General features: G+C 36.5%; 1 protein-coding gene. It reads left to right on the top strand.

What is annotated here, in order from left to right:
* Positions 1-1,050, top strand: a 1,050-nt coding sequence (gene tnpB, locus L288_RS42575; RefSeq protein ID WP_021239056.1) for an IS200/IS605 family element RNA-guided endonuclease TnpB, incomplete at its 5' end; no start/stop codon positions are given.
* Positions 1,051-1,204 lie beyond the last annotated feature (154 nt).

The raw sequence follows: 1,204 nt of genomic DNA, 5'->3' as shown, positions 1-1,204 counted from the left end.
CGTTTCGTATTCAATCGCTTTTTGGGTCAATGGAACGAAACATACAAAGAAACAGGAAAAGGATTAACATACAATTCTTGTTCCGCTGAATTAACACAACTAAAAAAGGAATTAGTATGGCTAAAAGAAGTTGACAGCATTGCCCTTCAATCCTCACTGAAAAACCTTTCTGATTCATATACACGATTCTTTAAGAAACAGAATAAAGCACCACGCTTCAAATCTAAAAAGAACCCTGTTCAATCTTATACAACAAAGCATACGAATGGAAATATCGAAGTCATTGACAACAAAATTAAGTTGCCCAAACTTGGTCTTGTTCGATTGGCCAAAAGTCGTGAATTCCATGGTCGCATACTAAACTCTACTGTCAGGAAGAATCCTAGTGGTAAATACTTCGTATCCATTCTTGTCGAAACAGAAGTACAACCATTAAGGAAAACAAATTCGTCTATTGGTATAGACTTGGGCATCGCTGATTTTGCCATTCTTTCCGATGGTCGCAAGATGGACAACAACAAATTCACATCCAAAATGGAAAAGAAACTAAATCGTGAACAACGAAAACTTTCAAGACGTGCGTTAAACGCTAAAAACAAGGGTATTAACCTTCTTGATGCTAAAAACTATCAAAAGCAAAAACGTAAAGTTGCTAGATTACACGAAAAAGTAATGAACCAACGCGACGATTTCCTTAATAAGTTAAGTACAGAAATAATCAAAAACCACGATATTATCTGTATCGAAGACTTGAATACCAAAGGAATGTTACGTAATCGTAAGCTAGCAAAATCAATCTCTGATGTGTCATGGTCTGCCTTTGTCACAAAATTAGAATACAAAGCAAAATGGTACGGAAAAACCATCGTAAAAATAAGTCGATGGTTTCCGTCTAGTCAAATATGTTCTAATTGTGGACATCAAGATGGCAAGAAATCGCTTGAAATAAGAGATTGGACTTGTCCTGTTTGCCAGGAGTATCACGATAGAGATATAAATGCCAGCAAAAATATACTAACCGAAGGTTTAAAAATTCTAGCCTCGGCTTAAACAAAAAATATAGAACCGTAGGAATCTACGGGGATAGCTTGGTCAATAAGAGAAACCTCTGTTGGTAAAGAAATACGCTAACAAGTACGCTCTTTTCCCAGGAATCTCCCACTTCAAACAACCCGAAAGGGTTGTTAAGTGGTGAGTAGTTCAA

The organism is Sphingobium quisquiliarum P25, from assembly GCF_000445065.1.
Classification (GTDB): Bacteria; Pseudomonadota; Alphaproteobacteria; order Sphingomonadales; family Sphingomonadaceae; genus Sphingobium; species Sphingobium quisquiliarum.
This window is presented reverse-complemented; position numbering and strand designations above follow the sequence as displayed.